The organism is Rhizobium sp. CB3060 (assembly GCF_025200735.1).
Classification (GTDB): domain Bacteria; phylum Pseudomonadota; class Alphaproteobacteria; order Rhizobiales; family Rhizobiaceae; genus Rhizobium.
Map to the genome: position 1 here is coordinate 2,769,587 of NZ_CP104158.1, position 24,458 is coordinate 2,794,044.

Sequence of the window (24,458 nt, forward strand, 5' to 3'; positions counted from 1 at the left end):
CAGATGATTAAAACCATTCCCACCAAACCCTATGCGGATCAGAAGCCTGGCACGTCAGGCCTCCGGAAGAAAGTTCCCGTATTCCAGCAGCCGAATTACGCTGAGAACTTCATCCAGTCGATTTTCGATTCGCTGGAAGGCTACCAGGGCAAATGCCTGGTCATCGGCGGCGACGGCCGCTACTACAATCGCGAAGTCATCCAGAAGGCCATCAAGATGGCCGCCGCCAATGGCTTCGGCAAGGTGATGGTCGGCAAGGGCGGCATTCTCTCCACGCCCGCCGCCTCAAACATCATCCGCAAATACAAGGCGTTCGGCGGCATCGTGCTGTCGGCGAGCCACAATCCCGGCGGCCCGACCGAGGATTTCGGCATCAAGTACAATATTGGCAATGGCGGCCCGGCGCCGGAAAAGATCACCGATGCGATCTATGAGCGCACCAAGATCATCGAAAGCTATAAGATCGCCGATTTCGCCGACATCAATCTCGACCGCATCGGCCGTGAAGACGTTGGCGGGATGATCGTCTCGGTCATCGACCCGGTCGAAGACTATGCTGCTTTGATGGAAGAGCTGTTCGATTTCGGCGCCATCCGCAACCTCATCAGCCTCGGCTTCCGCCTCTGCTTCGACGCAATGAGCGCGGTGACCGGCCCCTATGCCAAGGAAATCTTCGAAATCCGCCTCGGCGCACCGGGCGGCTCGGTCCGCAATTTCCTGCCGCTGCCGGATTTCGGCGGCCATCACCCCGATCCGAATCTCGTCTATTGCAAAGAGCTCTATGACGAGATGATGGGCGATGATGCGCCCGATTTCGGCGCGGCATCCGACGGCGACGGCGACCGCAACCTGATTATCGGCAAGGGCATCTATGTCACGCCGTCGGACAGCCTCGCGATCCTCGCCGCCAATGCCAATCTGGCGCCAGGCTATTCGCATGGCATCGCCGGTATCGCCCGCTCCATGCCGACAAGCGGCGCCGCCGACCGCGTCGCGGAAAAGCGCGGCATCGGTATCTACGAGACCCCGACCGGCTGGAAATTCTTCGGCAATCTGCTTGACGCCGGCATGGCGACGATCTGCGGCGAGGAAAGCTCCGGCACCGGTTCCAACCATGTCCGCGAAAAGGACGGCCTCTGGGCCGTGCTGCTCTGGCTCAACATTCTTGCGGTGCGCGGCGAAAGCGTCATCGATATCGTCACCCAGCATTGGGCGACCTATGGCCGCAACTATTATTCGCGGCATGACTACGAAGGCGTCGATACCGATGCCGCCAATGGCCTGATCGACGCCTTGCGCGAAAAGCTGCCGACCCTGCCGGGCACGCAGTTTGGCGATCTCACCGTTTCCGCCGCCGACGACTTTGCCTATCACGATCCGATCGACAAGTCGGTCAGCCAGCACCAGGGCATCCGCATCCTGTTCGAGGGCGGCTCCCGCGTCGTCTTCCGCCTTTCGGGCACCGGCACGACGGGTGCGACGCTGCGCGTCTACATCGAGCGCTACGAGCCCGATCCGACTCGCCACAACATCGAGACGCAGGAAGCGCTTGCCGACCTCATCGCCGCCGCTCAGGATATCGCCGATATCAAGGGCCGCACCGGCCGCGATGCACCGACGGTGATTACCTGATCCCTACGATCTAAGCCCTTCTCCCCGCATTGCGGGGAGAAGGTGGCCAGACGCCGCCGAACGTAGTGAAGCGGCGACTGGTCGGATGAGGGGCCTTCTCAAAATTCACCGCGACTGCGCAGTTTGCCGGACGCTCCGCCCCCCTCACCCTAGCCTTCTCCCGCATGCGGGGAGAGAGGACCACCTCTAGCCATCCGGAAAGCCCGCGAAGACATGTCCGAGCCGACAATCCGCAGCCTTGGCGCGATCCTCACCAACTCGGGTGTCGAATTTGCCGTCGCGTCCAAACATGCCGAGAAGATCGAGCTTTGCCTGTTCGATGCCGAGGGCGGAGAAGAGATTGCGCGTCTGCCGATGAAGCGCGAAGGCGAGGAGCATCGTCTGGCAGTCGATGGCATCAAGGAAGGCACGCGCTACGGTTTCCGCACCCATGGTACATACGACCCGAACCAGGGTCTGTGGTTCGATCCGTCGAAGCTGCTTGTCGATCCCTATGCCAAGGAAATCGACCGGCCCTTCCGCTACGATCCTCGCCTCGGCACGTTCGGCGAGGATACGCAGGATCTGATACCGAGGGCGATCGTCTCCCGCGATATAGTGGTCAAGCCGGCCAAGCCGTTGTTCAAGCCGGGCGGCCTGATCTACGAAATCGCCGTCAAGCCTTTCACCATGCTGCATCCGGGCGTGCCGGCGGAGAAGCGCGGCACGCTGGCCGCCCTCGCCCATCCCGCGGTTATCGCCCATCTCAAGCGACTGCATGTCGATGCCGTCGAGTTGATGCCGATCACCGCATGGATCGATGAACGGCATCTGCCGCCGCTCGGCCTCGGCAATGGCTGGGGCTATAATCCCGTCGCCTTCATGGCGCTCGACCCCCGTATCGTACCCGGTGGCGTCGTGGAATTGCGCGGGACGGTGGCGGCACTGCACGCCGAGGGCATCGCTGTCATCCTTGATCTCGTTTTCAATCACACCGGCGAGAGCGATCGCCAAGGCTCGACGCTGTCATTGCGTGGCCTCGACAATCCCACCTATTTCCACCATGACCCGAACCAGCCCGGTGTGCTGATCAACGACACCGGCACCGGCAATACGGTGGCCTGCGATCAGCCGGCGACGCGCCAGCTCATCATCGACAGCCTGCGCCATTTCGTGCTCCACGCTGGCGTCGACGGCTTCCGTTTCGACCTTGCCACCGTCCTCGGCCGTACCGCCAAGGGCTTCGATCCCGAAAGCCTGACGCTGCGGTCCCTCTTCGCCGATGACGTGCTTCAGGACCGGATCATGATTGCCGAACCCTGGGACATCGGTCCCGGTGGCTACCAGCTCGGCAATTTTCCGGCTCCCTTTCTCGAATGGAACGATCGCGCCCGTGACGATCTGCGTTGCTTCTGGCGCGGCGACGACAACAAGATCGGGGACATCGCCACCATCCTCGCCGGCTCGTCTTCCTTCTTCGGCCGCGACGGCCGCACCCAGACCCGCAGCGTCAACTTCCTCGCCGCCCATGATGGCTTCACGCTCATGGACATCGTCTCCTATGCGCACAAGCACAATGAGGCGAACGGCGAGAACAATCGCGATGGCCATAACGAAAATTTCTCCTGGAACAATGGCGTCGAGGGCAAGACGGATGATCCAGTGATCCTTCGCAAACGCCGCACCGACATCGAAGCCCTGCTCTCTACGCTTTTCGCCACACGCGGCACGATCATGCTGACCGCCGGCGACGAATGTGGGCGCACCCAGCGGGGCAACAACAATGCCTATTGCCAGGACAACGATATCACCTGGATGGACTGGACGACGCCAGACGAGGAGTTGATTGGCCATACCGCCTGGCTCGCCAGTCTCCGCCGTCGATTTACAGCCTTCAGCGAGATGGAATTTTTCAACGGCAAAGGCGATGTCCTCTGGTTCTCCGCCAACGGCACGGCCATGACGGTGCCTGATTGGGAGACGCCGGTTGCCCGCGTGCTCGGCATGGCGATCGGGACTGAGGATCGTGATAGTGGCAAGAAGACCCGTCTCGCCGTGTTGCTGAACCGCGCGAACGAGGAACAACACGTCAAGCTGCCGGCCTCGAGCGGGGCCGGCTGGTCGCTGCTGAAGCCTGAGGGAGCAACGCCGGTTCAAGGCGAGACCATCGTGCCGGCGCGCTCGGTCAGCTTCCTCCTCGAAAACTGAGCCCGTTGACTTTCCGGTTTTAATCGCCAGAAAGATCGCAGAAAGCAGCAAAACCTGACGAGGATGGAATGCCCGGCGATATTTCGCTTGTTGAGATCATGAAGCTGGTAGGAACCGAGATCGGCATTTCCGACTGGATCACGGTCGACCAGACGATGATCGACACTTTCGCCGACGCGACGCTCGACCATCAGTTCATCCATGTCGATCCCGAGCGCGCCAAAGCGGAAACGCCCTATGGCGGCACCATCGCACACGGCTTCCTGACGCTGTCGCTGCTTTCGGCGATGAACTACAGCGGCCTGCCGAAGATCCGCGAGCAGACGATGGGCATCAACTACGGCTTCGAGCAGATCCGCTTCATGTCGCCGGTCAAATGCGGGGCGCGCGTGCGCGGCCACTTCAAGCTCGCCGAAACTCGGCTGCGCGGTGCAAGTATGCTGATGCTCACTTATGATGTGACCGTGGAAATCGAAAACGAGCGTAAGCCGGCGCTGACCGCAACATGGACGACTATATCGCAGTTCGATCCAAAGGATCGGCCGGAAGGGGCTTAGGGCCGCTTTTCCACCTTCGCCTCAGCGGCGAGAAGGTCGCGCATCGCGCGGGATGAAGGGGCGTTACAGCAAAGAACTGCTTCCCGCCCCTCCCCTATTAGGCGCCGTGTCAGCGAGGAGAAAACGTATTTTGCGCATCCTCAGCCGCCTCGGCCAACAGTCCGAAAGCATACTCGGAAAAGGAGCGCCAGACTTCGACGCGGAATGTCTCGTCATCGAGGCGCAGCAGCACGACTTCCACCTTACCCAACAGCGTGCGCGAGCAGGCCCCGACAGGAAAAGCCTGCAGCGACAGGTCCTGCGGGCAACCGCCGGCGAGAGTCGCTTCCGCGCCGGGGCCGGAAGCGATGATCGCCGTGTTTCGATGGGAGACATCGGCGGCCGAATGCACAACGCCGGCGGAAGCGGCAATGCCGACCAGCTCGGCGCCATTCTCGTCGATAACGAGCCATTCGTCCGGGCCGATCCACAGAGCATGACGCCCATTTGCACTGGCAGATGTCTTCGGCCGGGTAGGCAGTTGCAGGCCGAGCGCCTGCGAAAGACCGCCAAGAGAGTCGGCCGGTGCCCGCAGCGCAATGCGGCTTGCAGGTGCTGCGGGTGTCAGGCGAACAGTGGCCGAGCCACCGTGGCGGCCGGCGAGCGGCAATTTGCGAACAGCGAGATCAGCCATTGATCCGGCCTCCTTCCTTGTCAAAGAACACCAGATCCGTCACCTCGACGGCAATCGTCTTGTCCGGCATCGGCACATAGAGCGTCTTGCCCATGCGCTCGCGGCCACCGGCAACAAGTGCGAAGGCAATCGAGCGGCCGAGATTTTCGGACCAATAGGAAGAGGTGACATGGCCGAGCATGGTCATCGGCTTCGGCTCATTCGGATCGGCGACGATCTGCGCGCCTTCTTCCAGCACCACCTTCGGGTCGCGGGTGACGAGACCGACGAGCTGCTTGCGCCCTTCCTTGACAAGGTCCGGCCGCTTCAGGCCACGAATACCGACGAAATCGGTCTTCTTCTTGGACACGGCCCAGGAAAGTCCGGCGTCATCGGGCGTCACCGTACCATCGGTATCCTGGCCGACGATGATATAGCCCTTCTCGGCGCGAAGAACGTGCATGGTCTCGGTGCCGTACGCGCAAGCGCCCAACGGCTCGGCCCGCGCCCAGACGGCTTCCAAAACCGACTGCCCGTAGTCCGCCGGCACGTTGATTTCGTAGCCCGCCTCACCGGTGAAGGAGACGCGGAACAGCCGCGCCGGTACACCGCAGACCTTGCACTCGGCCACGCTCATATGCGGGAAGGCTTCATTGGACAGATCCTGCCCCTCGACGAGCGGCTCGATGATCTCGCGCGCCTTCGGCCCTTGCACGGCGATGACGGCCCACTGTTCCGTAGTCGACGTCAGCCAAACCTTCAGATGCGGGAATTCGGTTTGCAGATAATCTTCCATGTGGTGCAGCACGCGCGGCGCACCGCCGGTTGTGGTCGTCACATGGAAGCGATCTTCGGCCAAGCGCCCGACGACGCCGTCGTCATAAACAAAGCCGTCCTCGCGGGTCATGATGCCGTAACGGCAGCGACCGGGCTTCAGCGTGTCCCAGGCGTTGGTGTAGAGCAGGTTCAGGAACTGCGCCGCATCCGGCCCGACCACTTCGATCTTGCCGAGCGTCGAGGCGTCGAACACACCAGCCACTTCGCGTGCCGTTTGGCATTCGCGGTTGACAGCCTGATGCATCGTCTCGCCGGGTCGCGGATAGAACCAGGCGCGCTTCCAGTTGCCGACATCTTCGAAGATGGCGCCATGCGCCTCTTCCCAGGCATGCATCGGCGTCTTGCGCGCGGGATCGAAGAGCGACCCGCGCGAATGGCTGATCAGCGTGCCATAGGTCACCGGCGTATAGGGCGCGCGGAAGGTGGTAAGACCGACCTTCGGAATATCCTTGCCAAGCATTTCCGCGGCGATCGCCAGGCCATGCATATTGGAGAGCTTGCCCTGGTCGGACGCCATGCCGTTGGTGGTGAACCGCTTGATATGCTCGATCGAATGCATGCCTTCGCGCACGGCGAGGCGGATATCCTTCGCGCAGACATCGTGCTGGAAGTCGACGAAAGCCTTGGCATTGGTATTAGGCCCGGCACCCTCGGCTGCGCCGATCATGCCGCCCGTCCATTCGAAGGCCTGTTCGGCCTGCAGCAGGATCTTGCCGCCCGCGCCACCTGCGCCCGCAGCTCGCGCCATCAATTCACCGGCGGCAAGCGATTCCTCAATCGCCGCCTGCAGCCCGTCCGTGCCGTTGCAGGCACCGACGGAGAGACAATCCTGCACATAGGTGCCCGGCAGGAAGCGCTGCTTCTCGGCATCGAATTTCAGCTTGCCGCGCGACTGCGAGAATAGATGCACAGAAGGCGTCCAGCCGGCCGAAACCAGCAGCGCATCGATAGCAATCTTGCGGGCACCGCGGCTGCCATTGCGCGCCACGGTCATGGAGGAAATGCGCAGCTTGCCGGCGGTATCGATGACGGCATAGTCGCTCAGCACCTCAATCCCGAGCCGCTTCGCCTCGGCAAGCACGGCCTCGCCGGGCCGTGCGCGGCTGTCGATGATCGCCGCGACGGAGACGCCGGCGCGCTTCAGGTCGAAGGCAGCCTCGTAAGCCGAGTCATGCGCCGTATAAACGCCAACCTTGGCGCCGACGGCAACACCGTAATGGTTGAGATAAGTGCGCGCCGCGGATGCCAGCATGATGCCCGGGCGGTCGTTGTTCGGGAACACCATATGCCGCTCGATCGCGCCCGTCGCCATGATGACGCGCTTGGCGCGGACCTGCCACAGACGCTCGCGCGGCAGATGACGGCCCGGCTTTGCGAGATGATCGGTGACGCGTTCGGCAAGGCCGATGAAATTGTGGTTGTAATAGCCGAAAGCCGTCGTGCGGGTCAGCACTTCCACATTGTCCATCGACTTGAGCTTGGCGACGACATCCTGTGCCCAGACATAGCCCTCAACACCGTCGATCTTGACGCTGGCATCGAAACGCAGCGAGCCGCCCGCTTCCGCCTGTTCGTCGCAGAGAATGACCTTGGCGCCGGTTTCTGCGGCCGCCAGTGCGGCGGAAAGACCGGCAATGCCGGCGCCGACCACCAGCACGTCGCAATGGGCATAACGGCTGGCATAGTGATCCGGATCCTCCTCAGTCGGCGCGACGCCGAGACCGGCGGCGCGGCGAATGAAGGGTTCGTAAATATTCTTCCAGGCCGCCTTCGGCCACATGAAGGTCTTGTAGTAGAAGCCGGCGGCGAAGAAGGGCGACATGAGATTGTTGACGCCGCCGACATCGAAGGCGAGAGACGGCCAACGATTCTGCGACTCCGCCTTCATGCCATCGAAGACCTCCTGCACGCTGGCGCGCACATTGGGCTGGCGGCGGGCCGAATCGCGGGAGATGTCGAGCAACGCGTTGGGCTCTTCCGCGCCGGCCGACAGGATGCCGCGCGGGCGATGATATTTGAACGAGCGGCCGACGAGATGAATACCGTTGGCAAGCAGCGCCGAGGCGACGGTGTCGCCTTCGAGTGCCGTATAACTCTTGCCATCAAAGGTGAAGCGGGCGGTTCTGGCCGGCGTCAGGCGGCCCTTGCCTGCAATACGATTGGCGCCGCTCATTTCGCAAATCCCTCTTCTTGGTGTGCTTGTTCTTGTGCACGTTGTTCTTGCACGTTGTTGTCTTGCGCCACCGGCTCATGGACCGGCTCGGGGGCCGCGGGCAGCAGCGTCGAAATATCCGGCTTCGGCTCGCCGGCCTTGTAGGTCCGGTAGAAGCGGTCGCTCACCGTATCGCGCGCAGCGTTGAAGAAGCGGCCGCAGCCATGCATATGCCGCCAGCGCTCGAAGATCAGGCCCTTCGGATTGTCACGCAGGAAGAAATATTCCTCGAATTCCTCATCGGAAATTCCGGCGATATTTTCCGGCCTCACGATATGCGCGTCGCCCGCGTTGCGGAATTCCAGTTCCGAACGCTCTTCCTCGCAATAGGGGCAGTAAATCAGCAGCATCGTTTTCTACCTATGTTAAAGCTCGGAGCCCGTAAGGCTTGTGCCGGGAGGCTGTGCGCAGAGCTGGCGTCCCATTGTGACGAAAGGTGTTATGCGCTTCACGAGCGCCTCCAGCGATCCGTAGGGTTTCAGCACATTGGTCATTCCCAGATTGACCAAGCTCATTCCCAGCAGATCCGTGTCGATGGCAAAAGCCCTTGTCGCCTCAGGCGTCTGCTCCGGCACAAAATAGACCGCCGGCTTTTTCAACACCTTGACGCAGGCAAGCACGCCGCTTTCGGCCACGAAGGGCCATTCGGCCTCGGCCTTCGCCTTATGGATCACCTGCATGCGAACATCCTCGACCCCCGGAAAGAGATCACTGACTTCGGTCACGATCGTTCCTGCCGACAACGAAAACCTTGCCGCAAGAACGATCCCGACCGCCGTCAGCATCAATGCGCCACGGCGGCGGCAGCCGCCTCGTCGATCAAGCGGCCAGTGCGGAAGCGATCCAGCGTCAGGCCGGCATTGAACCGATGCGGCTCGTCGCGGGCGATGAGATGCGCAAACAGATTGGCCGAACCCGGCGTCGCCTTGAAACCGCCCGTGCCCCAGCCGCAATTGACATAGAGGCCCGGCACCGGCGTCTTCGACTGGATCGCCGAACGATCCGGCGTGTTGTCGACGATGCCGCCCCAGGAGCGCATCATCTTCACGCGGCGGAACATCGGGAAGAGTTCACAGATCGCATCCAGCGTATGGGTGATGATCTGCAGGCCACCGGTCTGGCTATAGGAATTGTACTGGTCCGTACCCGCGCCGATGACGAGTTCGCCCTTGTCGGATTGCGAAATATAGGCATGCACCGTGTTCGACATGACGACGCAGGGGAAGATCGGCTTCAACGGCTCGGAAACCAGCGCCTGCAACGGGCTCGACTGCAGCGGCACGCGCACGCCGGCCATCTGCATGACGACGGTCGTGTGACCTGCCGCCGAAACGCCGATCTTCTTGGCGCCGATGAAGCCCTTGGTGGTGTCGACGCCGGCCACGCGACCGTCCGGCCCGCGCTGGATACCGGTCACTTCGCAATTCTGGATGATGTGCACGCCGCGATCCGAAGCCGCGCGGGCAAAGCCCCAGGCCACGGCATCGTGACGGGCCGTGCCGCCGCGGCGCTGGAGCGCAGCGCCATTGATCGGGTAGCGCGCCGTCTTCGAAATATCGAGCGGCGGACAGTAAGCCTTGGCCTGCTCCGGCGTCAGCCATTCATTGTCGATGCCATAGAGCCTATTGGCATGGATATGCCGCTTGAAGGACTGCTGATCGTGAATATTGTGCGACAGCATCATCACGCCGCGCGGCGAGTACATGACATTGTAATTGAGATCCTGAGAAAGCCCCTCCCAGAGCTTCATCGAATGCTCGTAGATATGCATGCTCTCTTCATAGAGATAGTTCGAGCGGATGATGGTCGTATTGCGGCCGGTATTGCCGCCGCCGAGCCAGCCCTTCTCAATCACGGCGACATTGGTGATGCCGTGTTCCTTGGCGAGATAATAGGCGGCGCCCAAGCCATGGCCGCCAGCGCCGATGATGATGACGTCATACTCCTTGCGCGGCTCCGGCGAACTCCACTGGGCCTCCCAGCCCTTGTGAGCCCGCATTGCTTCCCGTGCCACGGCAAAGACAGAGTATTTACGCATTCGCCCTCAACTCCTTCAGGGATCAAGCCCTTTCGATGGGCCATACAAATCGCAGATCAAAAACCGACACAACGGCTCTTTTGCGACGCAATCACGACCGGCTTTCGACACGGTTAAAAAGAATGCTACAGCAAGGCCCGACCTTGTGAACGGCCAGGATCGACATATCTGACTGACTGCCATTGAGGCATACACTAAGCCGCTCGGACAATGAACACTGTGCGACATGGTCTGATCGCACATAGTTCACCCTTCCTACTTGCGCTGAAGATGACAGATCTTCACTCGACCACCATGGCCGTCGCTGCGCCACGCGCATCCTTCCTTCTGTGGTTTGCGGTCGTAAAGATAGATTCTTGCCCGATGTTTGCTGTCGAAGGTCTGGTTGGAAAAGTCATGGCCGCCTATGTGGACATTTTTGCCGAGTCGCACCTCGCCGGCGGCGGCAGGCACCAGCGTTGCGACAAGAAGGGTGGCGGCCAGGATAGACGCACCATATGACCTGACGGCGACAGCGAGATCGAACGATTTCATAAAGCGATTCCCCTTAACGCCGGATAACCACCGAAACCAGGCGGTTCGGCAGCGGGTGGAAATGACCAGGGCCTCAAATCTCACATAAGCACGCCCGAGGCGACATCGCGGGCTCACTTCAGGCTCGACAAAGCGCTTTTTCCTCTGCAAACTCACGATCTGGCTAGACTTTGACAAACCGATCTGCTATCTCGCCTTACCAATCGCAAGGCTGCGGCCGCGCGAACGTTATTGTTTTGCCTCCTGGTGCTGCAGTCGCCGCTGGCATCAACCAAACCAAAGGAACGTGATTCTCGTGCAGGTACTTGTCCGCGATAACAATGTCGATCAGGCTCTCCGCGCTCTCAAGAAGAAGATGCAGCGCGAAGGCATTTTCCGCGAAATGAAGATGCGCGACTACTACGAAAAGCCGTCGCAGAAGCGTGCTCGCGAGAAGGCTGAAGCTGTTCGTCGCGTTCGCAAGCTGGCACGCAAGCGCGCACAGCGCGAAGGTCTGGTCGCACGCTAATCGTCGTTTTTTCGACGTTTTCAGATGCATGTCTGGCGGGGGCGAGTCGTTCGCCGCCGCCTTTTTGATTTATTCTCCGGGCAAACGGAATTTATCAAAACAGCCTGATATAACGCATGGGGAAAGCGAACCCGATAATGGCAATCACGACGTCCAAACAGTTCCGCACTTCGAAACTGTCTTTTTTTGTTTCGAAGCGCGCTGCTGCCGTACCCGCTTTGGCTCTTCTCACTGCAATCGGCCTTTCCGGCTGCCAGACCGCCTCCACCGATACGGTGATCCGCATCGACAAGGCGCAGGGTTCTTCGGAAAACATTGCCTCGCTGACCTCGGTCATCAATGCCAATCCGCAGGATCCGGAAGGCTATAACGTCCGCGGCACGGCCTATGGCCGCGGCGGCGAATTCAGCCGCGCCCTTGCAGACTTCAACCAGGCGATCCAGCTCAATCCGAAGTTCTATCAGGCCTACGCCAATCGCGCGCTCATCTATCGCAACATGGGCAAGCTGCCGGAAGCGGTCGCCGACTATAACGCCGCGCTGCAGATCAACTCCAATTATGACGTCGCCTATATCGGCCGCGGCAACCTCTATCGTCAGTCCGGCCGCGACAACGACGCTTTCAACGATTATTCCAAGGCGATCAGCCTCGGCACGACGGATGGCCGCGCCTATAACGGCCGTGGTGTGATCTACCAGAAGCGTAATCAGCAGGATAAGGCGATCGACGACTTCTCCAAGGCGATCTCGCTGTCGCCGAATTCGCCCGAGCCCTATAACAGCCGCGGCATCTCCTATCTCGCGCAGAACGACGACGACAACGCGTTTGCCGATTTCAACCACGCGATCGACCTCAACAATAAGGTCGCCGAATCCTGGGCCAACCAGGCTTTCGTTTATGAGCGCCGTGGCGATAAGGCCAAAGCCCGCCGTTCCTACCAGCACGCCGTCAACCTCGACCCGTCCTACCAGCCGGCCAAGGACGGCCTGGCACGCGTCGGGGCAGGCGCCTAAAATAGTTGCAAGAAAAGCGCATGGCGCTTTTCTTGCCACAAGTGCCTGAGAACAACAGTGGGCCGCCGTGCGATCATCCGCCCGGCGGCTTTTCTTTGCGCTGTTGAACGCATAGTCTCCCCCCGACCCCACATTCGGATAAGAGACGCGGCATGCCTTCTCAAGAAATCATCGTCATCGGCGCCGGCATTATCGGCGCCTCCATCGCCTGGCATTTGGCGCGCAAGGGTGCACGCGTGACCGTGATCGCGGCAAAGCCCGGAGGCGAGGCGACGCCCAGCTCTTTCGCCTGGATCAACGCGAGCTGGGGCAATCCCGAATTCTACTTCCATTTCCGTCGCCGCTCGATGGCGGAATGGTCGCGGCTGGCGGCTGACCTTCCCGACCTGCCGCTTTCCTGGTGCGGCGGGCTCTGCTGGGATCTGCCGGAAGCCGAATTGGAGGCCTATGCCGCGCGGCAGGGCGGCTGGGGCTACGGCCTGCGGCAGGTCGATCGCGAAACAAGCGCCGCCCTCGAACCTCACCTCGCCGATCCGCCCACTTTTGCGCTGCATGTCGCCGAAGAAGGCGCTGTCGAGCCGGTTGCCGCCGCCAATTTGCTGTTGGAAGATGCCGCCCGTCATGGCGCAACGCTGTCCTATGGCATGGAAGCCAGACGGCTCCTGCGGGAGAACGGCAGGATCACGGGCGTTGAAACGGCGGATGGAGTGCTGCTTGCCGATCATGTGGTTCTCGCCGCCGGTGCCGGCACCGCAGCACTTGCTGCGTCCGTCGGCATCGATGTGCCGATCGAAACGCCGCCGGGCCTCATCGTTCATTCCCGCCCTGCTCCCCGGCTGCTGAACGGCCTCGTCATGGCGCCGGAGCTGCACATGCGCCAGACGATGGAAGGCAGGATCATTGCCGGCACCGATTTCGGCGGTACCGATCCGGGCGAGAAACCGCAGCAGGCGGCTGACGAACTCTTCGCCAAGGTCAAAACCATGCTGCGTGGCGGCGACGAGCTCGAACTCGATTTTTATACGGTTGGCTATCGTCCGACCCCGAAAGACGGTTTCCCGATCATCGGCGGTGTCGATGCAGCTCCGGGCCTCTATCTTGCCGTGTTGCATTCCGGTGTGACGCTGGCGCCGCTCGTCGGATCGGTTGCGGCAGCAGAGATCCTCAGTGGCGATCCCGATCCTCAGCTCGCGCCATTTCGCCTGTCGCGATTCGCGCCGACAAGTGACTGACTCATGGATCTCAACTTTAAGCCTATGCCACTCGCGTCCAAAGTGTCTGGTATCACTTACGATTTAACTGCGATGACTTTTCATATGTTGCAACGCAATTTACCGGGCCCTAACATGGCCCTTTCGAGAGCATGCTGCTCGGGTAAAAGCATGGGGGCGCTCGACATGGTGATCAAGACCGATATTCCCGCTTTGGTAGACGCTTTTTATTTTAATGGTGGTCCGATCGGTTGATCGCGTCATGAGAAAGCCGCCGCGTTTCCCAAAGGCTTCGATTGGGGCCTATCTGATCGCCATAGCATTGGCGATCGCTTTGCCGATTCTGGCTTTCGTGGCATTGCTGCTGGTTCAGCTCGAAAGCAACGAACGCGATGTGCTGAAGCGCGATACGGTTCAAGACGCCCAGGCATTGGCGCGCACCATCGACCGGCAACTGCAGGACATGGCGACGACCCTGCGACTGCTTTCCTCCTCGCCGGAACTGGAGCGCAACGACATCGCCACCTTCTTCGACCGGACAGAGACGGTGCTGCGCACCGATTCGCTTTTCGTCCTGCTTTTGGACAAGGACGGTCAGATGCGGCTGAACACGCGCTGGCCGCTGAGCAAGCCGCTCGGCAAGACTGGCAATCTGGCCGCCTTGCAATCGGCACTCAATTCGGGCCGCATCGAGGCTTCGGACGTCTTTATCGGATCAGTCATCCACCGCTGGGTCTATAATGTCACCCTGCCGCTCGATCATTCGCCGGCCGGTGCGGCCCTTGCCATGACGCAGGATGCCGATGAACTCGCCAAGCTCGTGACGACCGATGCCCTTGCGCCCGGCTGGTCGGCTGCGGTCATCGACAGCTCCGGCCATATCGTTGCCGCCAGCGGCCCTGCCAATCATTCCCCTGGCGACGCGTTCAACAAGGATATCCTGCCGAAACTGATTGCCTCGAGCGGCGTCTATCAGGATGAGAAGGTCCTGCCACACTCGCTGCTCGGCTATGCGCAAATTCCGGGCTGGTCGTGGAAAGCCGTGGTCTGGGGGCCTATCGCATCCGCGCAGGCTTCGCTGATGAGCACCTGGCGCTTCCTGATCTATGGTGGCGTCACCCTGTTGCTGATCGCGGTGATTGCGGTTTATGCGCTGGCCCGACAGGTGCGCACTACCATCCAGAGCATCGCCAACATGGCGGACCGCATGGGCCGGGGCGAGATTGTTTCGCCGATCGAGACCAGTGTGATCGAGGCCAATCAGATGGCCATGGCGCTTTCCAACGCATCCTTCGATCGCAGCGAAACGGAGGACAGGCTGCATTTCGTCATGCATGAGCTCGTTCATCGCACCAAGAACCTGCTCGCGCTTGCCCAGGCAATGACCCGTCAGCTCGCCCGGCAGACCGACAGCGTCGACACCTTTCAGCGCGCGGTCGCCGACCGGCTGGAAGGCCTGGCGCGCTCGATCGAAGTCCTGACCAGCGAACAATGGTCCGGCGTGTCGCTGCGGCGGGTGATCGACATTCATCTGGCCACCTTCCTGCAAGGACCGCAACAACTCGATATCAAGGGCAGGGATTTCCTGCTCAAGCCGGAGGCGGTGCAGAATCTCGGCTTGATTCTGCACGAGCTGGCGACGAATTCGGTGAAATACGGCGCTCTGTCCGCTCCCGAAGGGAAGATCACCATCGAATGGACGAGCGCCGACGGCGAGATCGGGCAGATGATCAGGCTCATCTGGACGGAAAGCGGCGGCCCGATCGTCAAAGCGCCGACCATTACGGGCTTTGGCACAACCGTCACCAAGGCGCATGCCGCCGCCGCCTTCAGCGGCACAGTCGAGATCGACTTCCGTCCGACAGGCCTCGTTTGGGTGCTGAATGCTGTGCGCAGCACCATGGAGCGTGAGCGCGAACGAAACTAGCTGGCCCCCGACTCCGCCCGGAACATTCCACCGCAGGAGCCGTTCCAATTTCATCATTGGTCAATCCAGAGGAGAAAGACCATGCTGAAACACATTCTCCTGGCATCCGCAGCACTGTCCTTTGCTGTATGGGCTGCGCCCGCAACGTCCGCCGACTACGCTACTCTCGGCAGGCTCACCTGCACGTCGAAGGGGTCGACGGGCATGATCATCATGTCGCAGAAGAACCTGATGTGCATTTTTGAGCCGAGCGGCGGCGGGGCGCCTGCACGTTACGCCGGCATGATCCAGAAATATGGCGTCGATCTCGGCATTACCGGCCGCAGCGTCATGGTCTGGGTTGTGCTTGCTAAAACCGGCACACCATTCAGCGATATCGCGCTGGCCGGCGAATATTACGGCGTCGGCGCCGATGCCAGCGTTGCAGCCGGAGGCGGCGCCAAGGTCATCGCTGGCGGCACCAACCGGGCTTTCATGCTGCAACCTCTCAACGTCCAGGCCCAGGAAGGCGTCAACGTCGCCATTGGCGTCGAGAAAATGACGCTGGCACCCGCTTCGATTTGAGAAAGACAAGTTGGGGCGATTCTCGCAAATCGCCCCTATGCCGGACCTTCAAGTCTCTCAGATCCTGAAATCTTCCCACCGGGAAGATGGAAGCTCACTCGTTCATCGCCTTGACGATCTCCTCGGTGACCTTTTTGGCGTCCCCGAGCAGCATCATCGTGCCGTCCTTGTAGAACAGCGTGTTGTCGATACCAGCATAGCCGGAACCAAGAGAACGTTTGACGAAGAGGCAGGTCTTAGCCTTGTCGACGTCAAGGATCGGCATGCCGTAGATCGGCGACGTCTTGTCGTCACGTGCAGCCGGATTGGTGACGTCGTTGGCGCCGATGACATAGGCGACATCGGCCTGGGCAAATTCCGAATTGATATCTTCCAGCTCAAAGACCTCGTCATAAGGAACATTGGCCTCGGCAAGCAGCACATTCATGTGTCCCGGCATGCGGCCGGCGACGGGATGAATGGCGTATTTCACGTCGACGCCGTTCGCCTTCAGCTTGTCGGCCATTTCGCGCAGCGCATGTTGGGCCTGCGCAACCGCCATGCCATAGCCCGGCACGATGATGACCTTCGAGGCGTTGGCCATCAGGTAGGCGGCATCCTCAGCCGAGCCGAGCTTCACCGTCTTGTCACTATTGTCGGCGCCGCTGGACGCCGTTTCGCCGCCGAATCCTCCGAGGATGACGGAGATGAAGGAACGGTTCATGCCCTTGCACATGATATAGCTGAGGATGGCACCCGAGGAGCCGACCAGAGCACCGGTGATGATCAGCGCCAGATTGCCGAGCGTGAAACCGATGCCGGCCGCCGCCCAGCCGGAATAGGAGTTCAGCATCGATACGACGACGGGCATGTCGGCGCCGCCGATCGGCACGATCAGCAACACGCCGAGCGCCAGAGCCAGGGCGACGATCGCCCAGAAATTGAAGTGGCTTTCGCTGACCGCCAGGCCGAAGATGAAAAACAGGATAAGCGCCAGCAGCACGGCGTTGATGATATGCCGGTTGGGCAACAGGATCGGCTTGCCGGACATGCGGCCGTCGAGCTTCAGGAAGGCGATGATCGAGCCGGTGAAGGTCAGCGCACCGATAGCGACGCCGATCGCCATTTCGATGCGCGCTTCCGTATGGATATGCCCGATTTCGCCTATGCCAAAGGACGACGGCGTATAGAGTGCCGCGGCGGCGACGAGCACAGCGGCCAGACCGACCAGCGAATGGAAACCGGCAACGAGTTGCGGCATCGACGTCATCGGAATGACGCGGGCGATATAGGCCCCTGCCCCGCCGCCGATGGCAAGGCCGAGAACGATCAGCACGAAGCCGCCGAAGGAGGGTGTGGCGAGAACCAGCGTCGTGGCGATGGCGATGCCCATGCCGACCATGCCGTAGAGATTACCGCGGCGGCTGGTGGCCGGATGCGACAGGCCGCGCAGCGCCAGGATGAACAGCACGCCGGAGACGAGATAGAGGAAGGCCGCGATATTGCTCAGCATGCCGCCCTCACTTGTCTTTCTTCTTGTACATCGCCAGCATGCGCTGGGTGACAAGGAAGCCGCCGACGATATTGACCGAGACGAGCACCAGCGCCACGAAGCCGAAACCGGTGGCAAGCCCGCTGGCGGAAATGCCGACCGCCAGAAGCGCACCGACGACGATGACCGAGGAAATCGCGTTCGTTACGGCCATCAGCGGCGTATGCAGGGCGGGAGTCACCGACCACACCACGTAATAACCGACGAAGATCGCCAATACGAAGATCGCCAGTTGGAACACGAAGGGATCAATCGCGCCGCCGGAGATGGCGCTGACGGATTCCGGAGCCTGCGCGGCAGCGGTCGTCACAGCGGCAACGGCGTCGTTCAATTTCTGGAGCGCCTGATCCATCGCTTGGCTGGCCATCTACAGATCTCCCTTGTTGACCGTCGGCTGATCCGGGTCGACGAAATTCGGATGCACGACCTCGCCGCCATCGGTCAGCATCGTCGCCTTGATCAGCTCATCGGCCCGGTTGAGCCCGAGGTTCTTGCTATTCTTGTCGACCATCGTTTCCAGGAAGGTGACGAGGTTCTTGGCATAGAGCGCGGAGGCACTTGCCGGGATGCGGCCGGCCAGATTGGGATATCCGATCACCTTGACGCCCTCGACATCCGCCACGGTCCCGAATTCGACACCCTCGATATTGCCGCCGCGTTCGACGGCGAGGTCGACGGCGACCGCACCGGGGCGCATGGCCTTCAGCATTTCGCGGCTGACAAGCCGCGGCGCCGGACGGCCGGGGATCAACGCCGTGGTGATGACGATATCCTGCTTGGAGATATGTTCGGCAACCAACGCCGCCTGCTTGACCTGATAGTCCTTGGACATCTCCTTGGCATAGCCGCCGGCGGTTTCCGCCGCCTTGAACTCTTCGTCCTCGACGGCCACGAATCTCGCGCCGAGCGAGGCGACCTGTTCCTTGGCCGCAGGACGAACATCCGTTGCCGACACCTGCGCGCCCAATCGCCTCGCTGTCGCGATCGCCTGCAGGCCTGCGACGCCGGCACCCATGACGAAGACCTTCGCCGCCGGCACGGTGCCGGCCGCCGTCATCATCATTGGCAAGGCCCGGTCATAGACCGCGGCTGCCTCGATCACGGCCTGATAGCCGGCAAGATTGACTTGCGATGACAGCACGTCCATCGACTGCGCACGGGTGATGCGCGGCATCAGCTCCATGGAGAAGCTTGTGAGCCCGGCCCGCGCCATGTCAGCGAGCGCTGCTTCATTGCCATAGGGATCCATGATGGCGATAACGATCGCGCCGCTCTTGTAACCGGCAATCTCTTCGCTCGTCGGCCGGCGCACTTTGAGAATGACATCGGCGCGCGCAGCATCCCGAGCGGAGCCGATACGCGCGCCGATGGCTTCATATTCATCATCCGGGATGCGCGACAGAGCACCGGCGCCGGCTTCGACCACAATGTCAAAGCCAAGGCTTTTCATTTTCTTCACCGTTTCGATGGACGCTGCGACACGCGTCTCATCCGCCACGGTCTCCTTGGCGACAAAAACCAGATTGCCCAACGACACCACCTCACGTCAAACGACAGCGCCACTGGATACAGCAGCGCATAGCCTGCAGACCCAGGGCTGAGATTCCATGGAAGGCGCGGGCCGGACGGCCCTGCATCGATTAGCGCGCTTGAAATATCAGCGCACGAGCATGGTGCCAACGATTGAAAGAACGAAGAAAATAAGCAGACCGCCAAGGAAGCCGGCATGACCGAAGAAGCCAGCCGCCATCGCTATCATCAACGCGGCGATGATCGCCGATCCGGCCCTGGCGACGAAAAGGAACCCGTGATAGGTCTTGTCGTGCTCTTTGTAGTCCATAGGAGCACCGGTTTCGACCGGTCCGGCTTGATGTTCGGCCATGCAAAAATCTCCCCTCTATGCACTCCCCGACCGGCTTTGCAAATCGCGTGTCGGCTGGAGTTCAGCCTCGAAAGCCGCGGTAGATCCCGAAGAGACACCGCGGCCAAATTTCCTCAATCGAGGGGTTACACAAAGCGACGAAAAATGCAATGCACGAGAACGCCGCAGCGGCTTGAGAAGGCTTAGCTGAACTGCTGCCGACCAGCAGCGCGGCCGCCAGCAGCCATTCGCGCCGTCGGCAGAATGGTCAGCGGATGCGTGCCGCCGTCAGCGCCGCGCGAGAACATCATCCGCCGCTCATAGGGTTCCGAATCGAAAAAGGGGTATCGCTGCATCAACTTGCCGCGAATCTCCTTCGACCGCGAAGCCAGCAGCGTCAGTTCGAAACCATAGGTCTCCGTCATGCGCGGCGGCACGATCGTATCTGCATAAAAGACACGTTTGTAGAAGGCGGCATGCGCCGGGCGGATATGCTGCATGACTCGGTCGGTATCGAAATAGACAGCGCCGACAATTGCCGGTCTCAGCGTCAAATAAGGCAGCGCCGGCATTTCAAGTTCGAAATCGGGATCGATGGCGAAGCGCGCCGGATCGATCAGCGTCATGCCGGCATCGAGAAAGGCATGGATTTCATCGGGAAAAATGCCTGTTGACTGGCAGACACGATGGTCCGGCGTGACATGGTGCACCCGCACCGTACTCACCAGCTCTTCGTAATAATAGACGCCGAAAATATAGGCCTGCTCGTCGAAATCGATATCGTCGATCATGGTCTGGGCCGCAACCGGCAAAACCGCACGCGCTTTATAGGCCTTGTAACGCAACCGAGCGACATCCTCCATGTCCTCGCTGCTCTCGATCCGGCGATATTCGATATGATCAAGCACCTCCATTAGCTTGCCGGCGAAGCTATTTTTCAAAGTACTTATATAAGACATGGTCGTTATTCCAAAACGTTAACGGACCATTATTGGTATTAATAGAAAAATTGATCAATAATCGTTTTAATTTTTATTAATTATCTTTTCGTTAAGGTTAATTTTTGATTAAAAATACCGGTATAGATTCGAATATTAACAAATTCTCATCTACAGATTATTGGGGATAAACTGACCGCGCTACCGGCTTTGCTGGGAAGAACCTAACGTAACGGCAGGCTAGGAAGTATCGGCGGCGGAAATGCCTGTCTGCCATCGAAAATGAAGGGGCTTGCACTGAGCGGCTTGAGTCCGGCTTGGTGTCCGAGGCAGTCGTAAAGGACGCTTTGTAACCGACCTCCCCGGCGAGGTCTAAGCCACATTATCCTGCCGGATGGCCGGCTGGTGGCGACCGAGATTGTCCACCATCTCAATGACGCTATCCCGCGGCACGGGAACCGAAAAGACATAGCCCTGGACGATGTCGGCCAAATCATATTGTTCAATGAGCGATAGTTGTTCCGGCGTCTCCACGCCCTCGATGACGATTTCCAGGCTGAGAGCCCGGGAAAGATCGGCGATACCGCACAGGAGCTTGAAACGGCGGCTGTCCGTGGTGATGTCGCGCACGAAGGAGCGGTCGATTTTGACGATATCCACAGGCAGCGTGTCGAGATAGCTGAGGCTGGAGAAGCCGGTGCCGAAATCATCGATGGCGATGGTGATGCCTCTGGCGCGCAGATCGGTGAGAACGGATCGCGTGATCGCGATTTCGTCCATCAGGCAGCTTTCGGTTACTTCCAGATGCAGCCGCGATGGGTCCAGCCCCGATGCATCGAGCGCTTCCATGACCATGGTGACGATATCGTTGCTGCGCAGATCCTGCGCCGAGAGATTGACCGAGACCGAGATCGGCTCCGGCCAGTTGGCACAGTCCCGGCAGGCCTGATTGAGCACGAAGCGGGTGATGCCGGTCACGATGCCCATTTCCTCGGCGATCTGCACGAAGACGTTGGGCGGGATCGAGCCCTTTTCCGGATGCACCCAGCGCGACAGCGCCTCGCAGCAATCGATGCGGCTGCCATCCGGCGTAAACATCGGCTGATAGACGGCATGCAGCTTACCGCCTTCGATTGCCTCGCGCAGATCCTCTTTCAGTTTCTGCCGCTCGACGTAACGGGCATCCATTTCCTGCTCGAAGGCGGAGCATCCGCCCTTCATCCGCGACTTGGTTTCGAACAGCGCCAGATCAGCCTTGATCTGCCATTCCTCCGGACGGAACTCGCGGCTCGACATGGTCACATAGCCGCCGCTGAAGGAAACGCGGAAACTATTGCGGTCCACCTCGTAGATGCCCGACATGGCGGCGTGCAGCGCATGCACGCGGCTATCCAAATCCGGCTCGCCATCCTCGTTCGGAAAAAACAAGACGAATTGATCCCCGACGAGGCGCGCACAAAGCGCCATGTCTCCCGCCCTCTCCTTCAGTCGCGCTGCTATGGCGACCAGCAGCCGATCGCCGATGAAATGCCCCTTAGTATCGTTGACGTGCTTGAAGTCGTCCACATCGAGAACCAGAAGGCCAATTTGGCCTTCCTGGGCGCGAGCGGCGAGCTTTTCCTTGACCATCTGGACGAAATATTCGCGGTTCGGCAGACCCGTCAGCGGATCGAAGCGCACCATATGCAGGATCTTGCGCTCGGCGCGAATGCGTGGCGTCACATCCTCGAAAATCAGAATGACAATGCCATCGGCACGACGGCTTGCCGAAAATTCCAGAAACAGATCCTCATTGAACTGAATGAGGGTGCGCGATAGCGAGCCGCTGACGAGCTGCGCCATCTGCCGCTGGATCAGGCCGGGCAGCGAACCGTCGATGAAGGCATGGCGGGCACCGTAGCGCAGCACGACATCGAACTCGCAATCCCTGAGCTGCTCCTGATGCGCCAGGTTCAACAGCTCGCAGGCTTTGCGGTTCACCACCAGGATCCGATTGTCGGCATCCAGCATGAACAGGCCGTGCGTCATATTGTTGAGCGCCGTATCGAACCGGTCGGCAATCAACGATATTTCGCGTGACGCGATGACGTTCTTGTAGAGAAATTCGCGCACGCCATTGGCCATCGAGCGCGTCGTCAACCCGAAGGGCACGAGCATGATGGAGACGATGGACTTGTAAAGCTGTTCCGACATCAGGCAGGCGACGATAATCGGCAGGCAGCAGGCCATGGTCTGGAGGTCGATCGCTTTCTGCGAACCATAGTTGCGGCCGACGATCGACACCATCGAGGCCATGGTCACGGCGATGCAGATGAACTCCGCCAACGGATCCTGGACGATCAGGATCGCATAGCCGCTGCCGATGCCGAGGATAGCCGCTGTCCCTGCGGCGCCAAGCACGTAGCGCGTTTCCCAATGAGCAATATCGGCGCGCGAAAAGGCATGTTTATCGGCAGCGTCGAACTGCCAGAAGGAATACATGCGGAAAGCGAAAACGGCGGCGAAAGCGAGACAGAGACCGAGATAGATGCCGGCGTCCGTGCTCAGAAACACGATGACATATGTCAGGATGTGAACAAACACACCCGTAAACAACGTTTTACGGTTTCCGAAAAGCGAACTTACGAACGACAGATAAACATCTGTCGGCACGGTGTCCGGGCTTTGAGGCTTCATTCAGAGTTCCCCTGATGCGGCAGGCACTCTAGTTGAAACTTTTTAAAATTTGATTGCCCAAATAGGGGGTATCTGGACGGATTTTCTAATCATCTCGGTCACTTACACTAATTTTGAGTGATATTTTGCATCGTATTCGTGCAATCAGTTAAAACTGATTCTACTCAGGCTATACTTATTAAATCATCAATTACTAAAACATAAACTAATGAAAATAGAGGGGCGATCGCTCAGAGTTTACCTGCCCGCTGCTGGATCATCATGAAAGTATCGAAGGTGTATTCGGAAAGTTGCATCCAGAGATAGGAGTCCTTCTTGTAAGCAACTTGATCGTCGTAGATCCGCTTGAAATAATTGTTGGATTTCGAGAGATCGGCATAAATTACGGTAGCCGCTTGGAAACAGGCCTCGAGAATTTCCTGGCTGAACGGGCGCAGCGTTACGCCCTGGTGCACGATCTCCTTCAGCGCCTGCGGATTTTTCAGATCATATTTCGCCAGCATATTGGTGTTGGCGAAAGCGCAGGCGTCCGCGAGGATCGTCTGATAGGTCTTCGGCAGCGCGTTCCATTTTTCCAAATTGAAGAAGGCGTGCACGACGGCACCGCCCTCCCACCATCCGGGATAGTAATAATATTTGGCGATCTTCTCGAAACCGAGTTTCAGATCGTCATAAGGGCCGACCCACTCCACGGCGTCGATCGTACCTTTGTCGAGCGCAGCGTAGACGTCATTGATGGGAATATCCTGTTGCGGCACGATGCCGATCTTTTCGATGATCTTTCCGGCGAGGCCGGCAATGCGCATCTTCAAGCCCTTGAGATCGTCCAGCGTATTGATTTCCTTGCGGAACCAGCCGCCCATCTGCGCGCCGGTATTGCCCGCCGGCAGACCGAACATGCCCTGCGTGGCATAAAACTCGTTCATCAGCTTGTTGCCATTGCCCTGGTAGAACCAGGCATTGGTAAGCCGGGCATTGAGGCCGAAAGGCAGAGCTGTGCCGATGGCATAAGTCGGGTCCTTGTTCCAGAAATAATAGGAACAGGTGTGAGCCGCATCGACGGTGCCGGCGCTCACCGCGTCGACCGCCTGCGCGCCTGGCACGATCTCACCGGCTTCAAAGGTCTGGATGACGAAATTACCGCCCGTCGCGTCCGAAACATGCGTCGCGATGTCTTCTGCACCGCCATAGATCGTATCCAGGCTCTTGGGAAAGGAGGAAGTCATCTTCCAGTTGATCTTCGGATAGTCCTGAGCCAGAGCGGGACTGGCGAGCGCCGAGGCGGCCACGCCCGCGCCAACCGCTCCGGCCCGCCTGATGAACGAACGGCGATCCATCGAAACCTCCCGTATATATGGCATTGCGGGAAACATGCTCTCCCGCTCATGGCGCAAGCGCTGGAGCTAACCACGCCATGCATTGTCTTTCAAGGTTGCTTTTGCACTGCATTATGGCGATTCCTGTACATCGTTATGACGAATAGAGACAAAGCTCGCCCGCAACCATTCCGCGTTGCCGAAGTCCCGCTCTTCGCTTAGATTTGACGGGCCTCGGCATCGACACCATATTCGTTCCGGGGT

At 59.9% G+C, this 24,458-nt stretch carries 22 protein-coding genes; 9 read left to right on the top strand and 13 right to left on the bottom strand.

The features are described 5' to 3' along the window. Positions 1–3 precede the first annotated feature (3 nt). From N2601_RS13425 to N2601_RS13435, 3 genes are all read left to right on the top strand, one after another. Positions 4–1,632 carry an alpha-D-glucose phosphate-specific phosphoglucomutase gene (locus N2601_RS13425; RefSeq protein ID WP_104824283.1) on the top strand — a complete coding sequence of 543 codons (1,629 nt, stop codon included), beginning with the start codon at positions 4–6 and terminating at the stop codon, positions 1,630–1,632. A 213-nt stretch (positions 1,633–1,845) separates the two neighbouring features. Beyond that, a complete protein-coding gene (glgX, locus tag N2601_RS13430) occupies positions 1,846–3,819 on the top strand; it encodes a glycogen debranching protein GlgX (protein WP_260303140.1) in 1,974 nt (657 codons plus the stop codon). A 68-nt stretch (positions 3,820–3,887) separates the two neighbouring features. Beyond that, positions 3,888–4,376, top strand: coding sequence for a MaoC family dehydratase (locus N2601_RS13435; protein ID WP_260303141.1), 489 nt, complete (start codon positions 3,888–3,890; stop codon positions 4,374–4,376). A 109-nt stretch (positions 4,377–4,485) separates the two neighbouring features. Here the strand turns inward: N2601_RS13435 and N2601_RS13440 are convergent, their stop codons facing one another. The 6 genes from N2601_RS13440 to N2601_RS13465 form a co-directional block, all read right to left on the bottom strand. Then, a complete protein-coding gene (locus tag N2601_RS13440) occupies positions 4,486–5,049 on the bottom strand; it encodes a sarcosine oxidase subunit gamma (protein WP_104824286.1) in 564 nt (187 codons plus the stop codon). Next, positions 5,042–8,038: a sarcosine oxidase subunit alpha gene (locus tag N2601_RS13445; RefSeq protein WP_104824287.1), complete on the bottom strand. Its 2,997-nt coding sequence runs from the start codon at positions 8,036–8,038 to the stop codon at positions 5,042–5,044. The genes N2601_RS13440 and N2601_RS13445 overlap by 8 nt, the downstream gene beginning before the upstream one ends. Then, positions 8,035–8,427: a sarcosine oxidase subunit delta gene (locus tag N2601_RS13450; protein WP_104824288.1), complete on the bottom strand. Its 393-nt coding sequence runs from the start codon at positions 8,425–8,427 to the stop codon at positions 8,035–8,037. The genes N2601_RS13445 and N2601_RS13450 overlap by 4 nt, the downstream gene beginning before the upstream one ends. 15 nt (positions 8,428–8,442) lie before the next feature. Next, a complete protein-coding gene (locus N2601_RS13455; protein ID WP_283047400.1) occupies positions 8,443–8,862 on the bottom strand; it encodes a hypothetical protein in 420 nt (139 codons plus the stop codon). Next, on the bottom strand, positions 8,862–10,115 hold the full coding sequence (locus tag N2601_RS13460) for a sarcosine oxidase subunit beta family protein (protein ID WP_104824289.1): 1,254 nt from the start codon (positions 10,113–10,115) through the stop codon (positions 8,862–8,864). Before N2601_RS13460 ends, N2601_RS13455 begins: the two co-directional genes overlap by 1 nt. A 255-nt stretch (positions 10,116–10,370) precedes the next feature. Then, entirely contained in the window at positions 10,371–10,649 is a 279-nt protein-coding gene (locus N2601_RS13465; RefSeq protein WP_245463894.1) for a hypothetical protein, read from the bottom strand. Between the two features lie 295 nt (positions 10,650–10,944). Between N2601_RS13465 and rpsU the strand changes: the two genes are divergently transcribed. The 6 genes from rpsU (at position 10,945) to N2601_RS13495 (ending at position 15,872) form a co-directional block, all read left to right on the top strand. Beyond that, a complete protein-coding gene (gene rpsU / locus N2601_RS13470) occupies positions 10,945–11,157 on the top strand; it encodes a 30S ribosomal protein S21 (protein WP_003585885.1) in 213 nt (70 codons plus the stop codon). A gap of 137 nt (positions 11,158–11,294) precedes the next feature. Continuing rightward, positions 11,295–12,170, top strand: coding sequence for a tetratricopeptide repeat protein (locus N2601_RS13475; protein WP_104824290.1), 876 nt, complete (start codon positions 11,295–11,297; stop codon positions 12,168–12,170). Between the two features lie 152 nt (positions 12,171–12,322). Then, positions 12,323–13,402 (top strand): NAD(P)/FAD-dependent oxidoreductase, encoded by a 1,080-nt coding sequence (locus tag N2601_RS13480; protein WP_104824291.1) that lies wholly within the window; start codon positions 12,323–12,325, stop codon positions 13,400–13,402. Between the two features lie 3 nt (positions 13,403–13,405). Then, positions 13,406–13,636, top strand: coding sequence for a hypothetical protein (locus N2601_RS13485; protein WP_158704493.1), 231 nt, complete (start codon positions 13,406–13,408; stop codon positions 13,634–13,636). Positions 13,637–13,643: 7 nt separating this feature from the next. Then, on the top strand, positions 13,644–15,308 hold the full coding sequence (locus N2601_RS13490) for a sensor histidine kinase (protein WP_260303142.1): 1,665 nt from the start codon (positions 13,644–13,646) through the stop codon (positions 15,306–15,308). Between the two features lie 81 nt (positions 15,309–15,389). Continuing rightward, positions 15,390–15,872, top strand: a complete 483-nt coding sequence (locus N2601_RS13495) for a DUF992 domain-containing protein (protein WP_104824292.1) — start codon at positions 15,390–15,392, stop codon at positions 15,870–15,872. Positions 15,873–15,966: 94 nt separating this feature from the next. Here the strand turns inward: N2601_RS13495 and N2601_RS13500 are convergent, their stop codons facing one another. The 7 genes from N2601_RS13500 to N2601_RS13530 all read right to left on the bottom strand — a co-directional run bounded on the left by N2601_RS13500 (position 15,967) and on the right by N2601_RS13530 (position 24,215). Then, positions 15,967–17,361, bottom strand: coding sequence for an NAD(P)(+) transhydrogenase (Re/Si-specific) subunit beta (locus tag N2601_RS13500; RefSeq protein WP_104825211.1), 1,395 nt, complete (start codon positions 17,359–17,361; stop codon positions 15,967–15,969). 10 nt (positions 17,362–17,371) lie between these two features. Further along, complete coding sequence (locus tag N2601_RS13505; RefSeq protein ID WP_104824293.1) at positions 17,372–17,770, bottom strand: NAD(P) transhydrogenase subunit alpha; 399 nt, start codon at positions 17,768–17,770, stop codon at positions 17,372–17,374. Further along, positions 17,771–18,934 carry a Re/Si-specific NAD(P)(+) transhydrogenase subunit alpha gene (locus N2601_RS13510; RefSeq protein WP_260303143.1) on the bottom strand — a complete coding sequence of 388 codons (1,164 nt, stop codon included), beginning with the start codon at positions 18,932–18,934 and terminating at the stop codon, positions 17,771–17,773. A 126-nt stretch (positions 18,935–19,060) separates the two neighbouring features. Next, a complete protein-coding gene (locus tag N2601_RS13515; RefSeq protein WP_104824295.1) occupies positions 19,061–19,285 on the bottom strand; it encodes an aa3-type cytochrome c oxidase subunit IV in 225 nt (74 codons plus the stop codon). 182 nt (positions 19,286–19,467) lie between these two features. After that, on the bottom strand, positions 19,468–20,223 hold the full coding sequence (locus N2601_RS13520) for an N-acyl amino acid synthase FeeM domain-containing protein (RefSeq protein WP_104824296.1): 756 nt from the start codon (positions 20,221–20,223) through the stop codon (positions 19,468–19,470). A 351-nt stretch (positions 20,224–20,574) separates the two neighbouring features. Further along, a complete protein-coding gene (locus N2601_RS13525; protein WP_104824297.1) occupies positions 20,575–22,878 on the bottom strand; it encodes a putative bifunctional diguanylate cyclase/phosphodiesterase in 2,304 nt (767 codons plus the stop codon). 230 nt (positions 22,879–23,108) lie between these two features. Next, positions 23,109–24,215: a TRAP transporter substrate-binding protein gene (locus N2601_RS13530; RefSeq protein WP_104824298.1), complete on the bottom strand. Its 1,107-nt coding sequence runs from the start codon at positions 24,213–24,215 to the stop codon at positions 23,109–23,111. Positions 24,216–24,458 lie beyond the last annotated feature (243 nt).